The 6,018-nt window shown below is 47.2% G+C and carries 6 protein-coding genes; 4 read left to right on the forward strand and 2 right to left on the reverse strand.

All coding sequences use genetic code 11. The features are described from left to right. Window positions 1-3: 3 nt before the first annotated feature. The 4 genes from nfi to BM100_RS18420 all read left to right on the forward strand — a co-directional run bounded on the left by nfi (window position 4) and on the right by BM100_RS18420 (window position 2,540). Window positions 4-693, forward strand: coding sequence for a deoxyribonuclease V (nfi, locus tag BM100_RS18405; RefSeq protein ID WP_211284513.1), 690 nt, complete (start codon window positions 4-6; stop codon window positions 691-693). Between the two features lie 76 nt (window positions 694-769). Next, complete coding sequence (locus BM100_RS18410; RefSeq protein WP_092513631.1) at window positions 770-1,360, forward strand: YjaG family protein; 591 nt, start codon at window positions 770-772, stop codon at window positions 1,358-1,360. Window positions 1,361-1,545: 185 nt separating this feature from the next. After that, complete coding sequence (hupA, locus tag BM100_RS18415; RefSeq protein ID WP_086114022.1) at window positions 1,546-1,818, forward strand: nucleoid-associated protein HU-alpha; 273 nt, start codon at window positions 1,546-1,548, stop codon at window positions 1,816-1,818. A gap of 50 nt (window positions 1,819-1,868) precedes the next feature. Continuing rightward, window positions 1,869-2,540, forward strand: coding sequence for a DUF1481 domain-containing protein (locus BM100_RS18420; protein ID WP_244590682.1), 672 nt, complete (start codon window positions 1,869-1,871; stop codon window positions 2,538-2,540). A gap of 51 nt (window positions 2,541-2,591) precedes the next feature. Here BM100_RS18420 and purD read toward each other — a convergent pair whose 3' ends face one another. Beyond that, window positions 2,592-3,875: a phosphoribosylamine--glycine ligase gene (gene purD / locus BM100_RS18425; protein WP_092513633.1), complete on the reverse strand. Its 1,284-nt coding sequence runs from the start codon at window positions 3,873-3,875 to the stop codon at window positions 2,592-2,594. Window positions 3,876-3,909: 34 nt separating this feature from the next. Continuing rightward, window positions 3,910-5,499, reverse strand: a complete 1,590-nt coding sequence (gene purH / locus BM100_RS18430) for a bifunctional phosphoribosylaminoimidazolecarboxamide formyltransferase/IMP cyclohydrolase (RefSeq protein ID WP_092513635.1) — start codon at window positions 5,497-5,499, stop codon at window positions 3,910-3,912. Between the last annotated feature and the right edge of the window lie 519 nt (window positions 5,500-6,018).

Here is a 6,018-nt window from a genome sequence, read left to right on the forward strand (position 1 = left end):
ATTATGATTGATACAAAGGCACTACGTCAGGAACAGATAGAAAAATCACGGCTGGTTATCCGCCACGATCTCTTTTCTACAACATTGACACCGAATTTTACCCCAAAGTTTATCGCGGGTGCTGATGTCGGATTTGAAAATGGCGGTGCGGTAACCCGCGCCGCCATCGCGATATTGCATTATCCCTCCCTTGAACTGGTTGAGTATCAAATTGCCAAAGTCGATACGGTACTCCCTTATATTCCCGGCTTACTCTCATTTCGTGAATATCCTGCATTGATTGCTGCATGGAAGACATTAAAGCAGCGGCCTGATTTGCTCATGGTCGATGGTCAGGGAATTGCCCATCCCCGGCGTTTTGGGATCGCCAGCCATTTTGGGTTGTTGGTGGATACTCCGACAATCGGAGTGGCGAAAAGCCGTTTGTGTGGTGAACATGAACCTGTGGGAGAGGCTCCGGGAAGCTGGCAGCCGTTGATGGATCACGGAGAGCAGATTGGCGTCGTATTACGTAGCAAAAAAAGATGCAATCCTCTCTATATTTCCATTGGCCACCGGATAAGTATTGAGAGTGCCACGTACTGGGTTGAGCAGTGCATGAGGGGTTATAGGCTGCCAGAACCGACTCGTTGGGCGGATGGGATCGCCTCAAATAGACCGTTTTTTAAGCAAACAATACAGAAAAATCTATAATTGTGGCGGAAATGTGTGGATATTCTTGATTTTCAGGTAAACTTCGACGCAAATTAGGCATCATGAGTAACGACCAATGTTAAGAAACCCGATCCACCTGAGATTGGAGAAACTCGAAAGTTGGCAACATTTGACTTTTATGGCTAGTCTATGTGAGCGGATGTATCCAAATTATCAGGTGTTTTGTCACCAAAGCGAGTTTACAGATCCCGCCTTGTATCGCCGAATTCTAGATTTGGTGTGGGAGATTTTGGTCGTCAAAGATGCAAAAGTGAATTTTGATAATCAGCTGGAAAAATTGGAAACCATCATCCCCTCATCAGAGAATTATGATATTTATGGTGTGTATCCAGCGATTGATGCGTGCATTGCATTGGGTGAAGCAATTCATTCTCGTCTGAGTGGCTCGACGCTAGAACATGCAATAGCCGTCAGTGAAATATCCATCCGTACTGTTGCCATGCTGGAAATGACGCAGGCTGGTAGGGAAATGACCGAGGATGAATTAAAAGTATTACCTGCCATTGAGGAAGAGTGGGATATTCAGTGGGAGATTTTCCGCTTATTAGCTGATTGCGAAGAGCGGGACATTGAATTGATTAAAGGATTAAAGGCTGATCTCCGCGAGGCGGGGGTTAGCAACATCGGCATAAATTTGGCGCAGTAACATATAAAACGTGACTTAGTGCTTGATTTGCCGTATTTAAAGGCTTCACATTTGCCCTCACTCTGTTTTACATTGGGGGGTGAAAAGAAGTGGCTATCGGTGCGTGTATGCAGGGGTGCTGTCAAATCGGCATATCCGTCGCACTCGATGCTTTGCAAACGATAAACACACTGTAAGGATAATCTATGAATAAGACCGAATTAGTTGATGCAATTGCAGCAGGCGCAGATCTGACTAAAACTCAGGCTAAAGCTGCTCTGGAGTCAACTTTGAATGCAATCACCGAATCTCTGAAAAGTGGTGATGCAGTGCAGTTGGTTGGCTTTGGTACTTTCAAAGTTAATCACCGTGCAGAGCGTACTGGCCGTAACCCACAGACCGGTAAAGAAATTAAAATTGCGGCAGCAAACGTACCTGCTTTCTCAGCTGGTAAAGCCCTGAAAGACGCAGTTAAATAATTGCATTGCGAAAAAAAATAAGAGGGGGAAAATCAAAACCCCTTTTGTTGATTCTACAGGGGCTGTTAGCATTAGGGTTCATCTCTTTGCTCAGCGCCTGTTCGATTCAATCAAACAACATCCCACTTTTCAGTGCCAGTGGTTTTGTAACTGACGGCGGCGTTGTTCGTTTATGGCGCTTGAATGATCAAAACGGCAAACCTCAAGTTATTATGAGTGTTTACAGCCCCTACCTTAATAACGATACCACCGTTACTTTCTATGAATACCGCCACGGCAATTTATGGCAGATCCGCCGCAATGTGCTTGGCAATTCTCCAATGGAAGATGCGCCGATAGCAGAAACGTTGCGTATCGACCAAAATAATTCAGTCATTTTCAAGTTGCGGCAATTAAAAGATCACAATGAAATACTTACTGACGATGATCTCTTGCGTTTGCGGCTTGATGCCAAACAAATAAAAGACACCAGCGATTCCTTGATTGCAGGCAATGTTAAATTGCTGCAAGGGCATTGGCAGCATGGTCAAGTTACCGCCTGTTCAGGGAAACAAGAACCTGTTGAATTCGGGCCTTCTGACCAAAAATGGCTGGCGGAGAGACAAGGCAACAGCTCCGGCCCATTGACCATCGCATGGCTGGATTCAGCCAAAGGAAATCAGTTGTTATTGGTCGCCAATGATGATTTTTGCCGTTGGGAACCGACGAAAGATAAACTCTAACTTTCGCCAGTTCAGGCTGATTTATTGCGAACGTGCCTATTTCAAACGTGCCTATTTCAAACGTTCAATGGCCCGATAGCCGATGTCTTTGCGGTAAAAACACCCGTCCCAGTGGATGTGCTCGGCTCTCTGGTATGCTTTTCCTTGCGCATCTTTAATGTCATTGCCTAAGGCGGTGACACATAAAACCCGCCCGCCAGCAGTAACAATATTTCCTTCCTCAAAATGAGTTCCTGCGTGGAAGACTTTTTTATCGGCGCTTTCATCCTGAATTAAGCCATTGATAATATCTCCCTTGGCATAACTGGCCGGATAGCCGCCAGCCGCCAGTACGACGCCCAGTGCAGGACGGGGATCCCATGAAGAGATTTTTCCGTCCAATTGCCCTTTGGCACCAGCAAGACACAGCTCAACCAAATCAGAGCGCAGACGCATCATAATAGGTTGTGTTTCGGGATCACCAAAACGGCAGTTAAATTCGATGATTTTTGGCTCGCCTTGCTTGTCAATCATCAAACCTGCATAAAGGAAGCCAACATAGGTATGCCCTTCGGCCGCCATTCCTTCTACCGTGGGATAAATGATTTTCTCCATGACGCGCTGGTGGATTTCATCCGTGACGACGGGTGCCGGTGAGTAAGCCCCCATTCCTCCGGTATTCGGGCCGGTATCACCATCGCCTACACGTTTGTGATCTTGGCTGGTCGCCATAGGAACCACGTTTTTGCCATCCACCATGACGATAAAACTGGCTTCTTCGCCATCCAGAAATTCTTCGATGACAATGCGATGCCCGGCATCACCAAATGCATTACCAGCCAGCATATCGTTGATGGCGCTTTGGGCTTCTTCCATGGTCATTGCAACGACAACACCTTTACCCGCCGCCAAGCCATCCGCTTTAATGACAATGGGAACGCCTGCCTTTTCTAAATAAGCCAGCGCGGGGTTGATTTCAGTGAAATTTTGATAGGCCGCAGTAGGAATATGATGGCGAGCCAGAAAATCCTTGGTGAAAGCTTTGGAACCTTCCAACTGAGCCGCTGCTTGTGTCGGACCAAAGATGGTCAACCCCGCTTGCTGGAACGCATCAACAATCCCTATCACCAAGGGCGCTTCAGGCCCAACAATGGTCAGACCGATATCGTGGCTTTGGGCAAACTTCAGCAATCCATCAATATCGGTTGCAGCAATCTCCACGTTTTCCAAATTCGCTTCCAACGCTGTGCCTGCATTGCCCGGTGCGACATATACCTTATCTGCCAAAGGTGATTGTGCCGCTTTCCATGCCAATGCATGCTCTCTCCCGCCACTGCCAATAATCAATATGTTCATCCAAGACTCCTATATAAAGATAAAGCAGAAGGTGTTAATGACGGAAATGGCGCATGCCTGTGAAGATCATAGCAATCCCGTGCTCATCAGCCGCCGCAATGACTTCATCATCACGAATGGAACCACCCGGCTGGATAACGCAACTCACACCCACTGCGGCCGCGGCATCAATGCCGTCCCGGAATGGGAAGAAAGCATCGGAGGCCATGGCGCAGCCTTGAACTTCCAATCCTTCATCTGCTGCCTTAATGCCTGCTATCTTCGCGGAGTAAACGCGGCTCATTTGCCCAGCGCCGATACCAATCGTCATATTATTCTTGGCGTAAACAATGGCATTGGATTTAACGAACTTCGCCACTTTCCAGCAAAACAGCGCATCTTGCATTTCCTGTGCTGTTGGCTGACGTTTGGTGACGACTCGCAGATCATTTTCGGCGACCATACCTAAATCACGGTCTTGTACCAGCAATCCACCGTTGACACGTTTGAAATCGAGCCCTGCAACAGGGGAATGCCATTCACCACACGCCAGAACACGGACATTTTGCTTGGTTGCCAGAATGGGCAGGGCCGCTTCATCAATAGAAGGTGCGATAATGACTTCAACAAATTGGCGCTCAATGATGGACTTGGCAGTATTTGCATCCAGTGCACGGTTAAATGCAATGATGCCGCCGAACGCAGAGGTCGGATCGGTTTTGAACGCCAGATCATAAGCTGCATGAATATCAGCACTGGCGGCAACACCGCAAGGGTTGGCGTGTTTGACAATCACACACGCCGGCTCAGAAAAGGCTTTTACACATTCCAATGCGGCATCTGTATCTGCAATATTATTATATGAGAGTGCCTTGCCTTGTAACTGAGTTGCTGTAGCAATCGATGCTTCAGCAATTTGTTCTTCTATATAGAAAGCAGCATCCTGATGGCTGTTCTCGCCATAACGCATATCTTGCTTTTTAATGAGGTTCAAATTCAGGGTGCGGGGGAAGCGTCCGGATGGTTGGTCAGTATCGCCATGATAAGGAGCGACCAATTTACCAAAGTAATTGGCAATCATGCTGTCGTAAGCTGCGGTATGTTCAAATGCCTTGATGGCCAAGTCGAAACGAGTAGCGTGTGTCAGTGAGTTTTGGTGGCTATCCATCTCTTCAAGAATTTTGCCGTAATCCTGATTGTTGACAACAATCGCGACGTCCTTGTGGTTTTTGGCCGCAGAGCGAACCATTGTCGGGCCACCGATATCAATGTTCTCGATGGCATCCTCCAGAGAGCAGCCCGGTTTTGCGACGGTCTGTGCAAAAGGATAAAGGTTAACGACAACCATATCTATCGGCGCAATTTGATGTTGCGTCATCACTTCATCGTCCAGCCCACGACGACCCAAAATACCACCATGAATTTTGGGATGCAGCGTTTTCACCCGTCCATCCATCATTTCAGGGAATCCTGTATGGTCTGAAACTTCGGTGACGTTTAGCCCGGCTTCAGACAGCAGGCGAGCGGTACCGCCTGTTGAAAGTAGTTCAACACCTCGACTGGATAAGGCCTTGGCAAATTCAACAACCCCCGCTTTGTCAGAAACACTCAGCAGGGCACGACGGATTGGACGAAGCTGTTGCATTGGTGTGATCCCTTGAATTTCATAAAACAAGTATGTGTTATTGAGAAAAACCTCTCATTGAGAGGGAAAAAGAGCTTCTGCAATAACATTTCAAAACAATCTAAAAAAATCATGTGGTGATTTTTACCTCGACGATTGTAGCGCAAACGTTTGCGTGATGCTCGACAAATTTTGCCGAAATATAAAATTGTGAATAACTCTGTGTTTAACATGGTATAAATAGGGGTTTTGCTGTGTAATGCAGCAAACGGTAATTTTTTTTGAAAAAAACTATTGTCACATCCGTAAAACTCCCTATAATGCGCCACCACTGACCGACGCTGAGCTGAAGCAAGCCGCTGAGGGCAGTGAGAGAAAAGCGAAAATAAACGCTTGACTCTCGAGGCGAAAAGCGTAAGATACGCAGCCTCGCAACCCGGAAGAGCCTTCCCGGTTGCCACGCTCTTTAACAACTGAATCAGACAATCTGTGTGGGCACTCGCAAGACACTATCCACGCCGAAAGGCGAAAAGATTAAAA

This window comes from Xenorhabdus mauleonii (assembly GCF_900113945.1).
Classification (GTDB): domain Bacteria; phylum Pseudomonadota; class Gammaproteobacteria; order Enterobacterales; family Enterobacteriaceae; genus Xenorhabdus; species Xenorhabdus mauleonii.

Excerpts from the sequence above, each read along its gene's own strand:
- purH (WP_092513635.1), bottom strand. The coding sequence starts at position 5,499 with ATGCAACAGCTTCGTCCAATCCGTCGTGCCCTGCTGAGTGTTTCTGAC.
- nfi (WP_211284513.1), top strand. The coding sequence starts at position 4 with ATGATTGATACAAAGGCACTACGTCAGGAACAGATAGAAAAATCACGG.
- hupA (WP_086114022.1), top strand. The coding sequence starts at position 1,546 with ATGAATAAGACCGAATTAGTTGATGCAATTGCAGCAGGCGCAGATCTG.
- BM100_RS18410 (WP_092513631.1), top strand. The coding sequence starts at position 770 with ATGTTAAGAAACCCGATCCACCTGAGATTGGAGAAACTCGAAAGTTGG.
- purD (WP_092513633.1), bottom strand. The coding sequence starts at position 3,875 with ATGAACATATTGATTATTGGCAGTGGCGGGAGAGAGCATGCATTGGCA.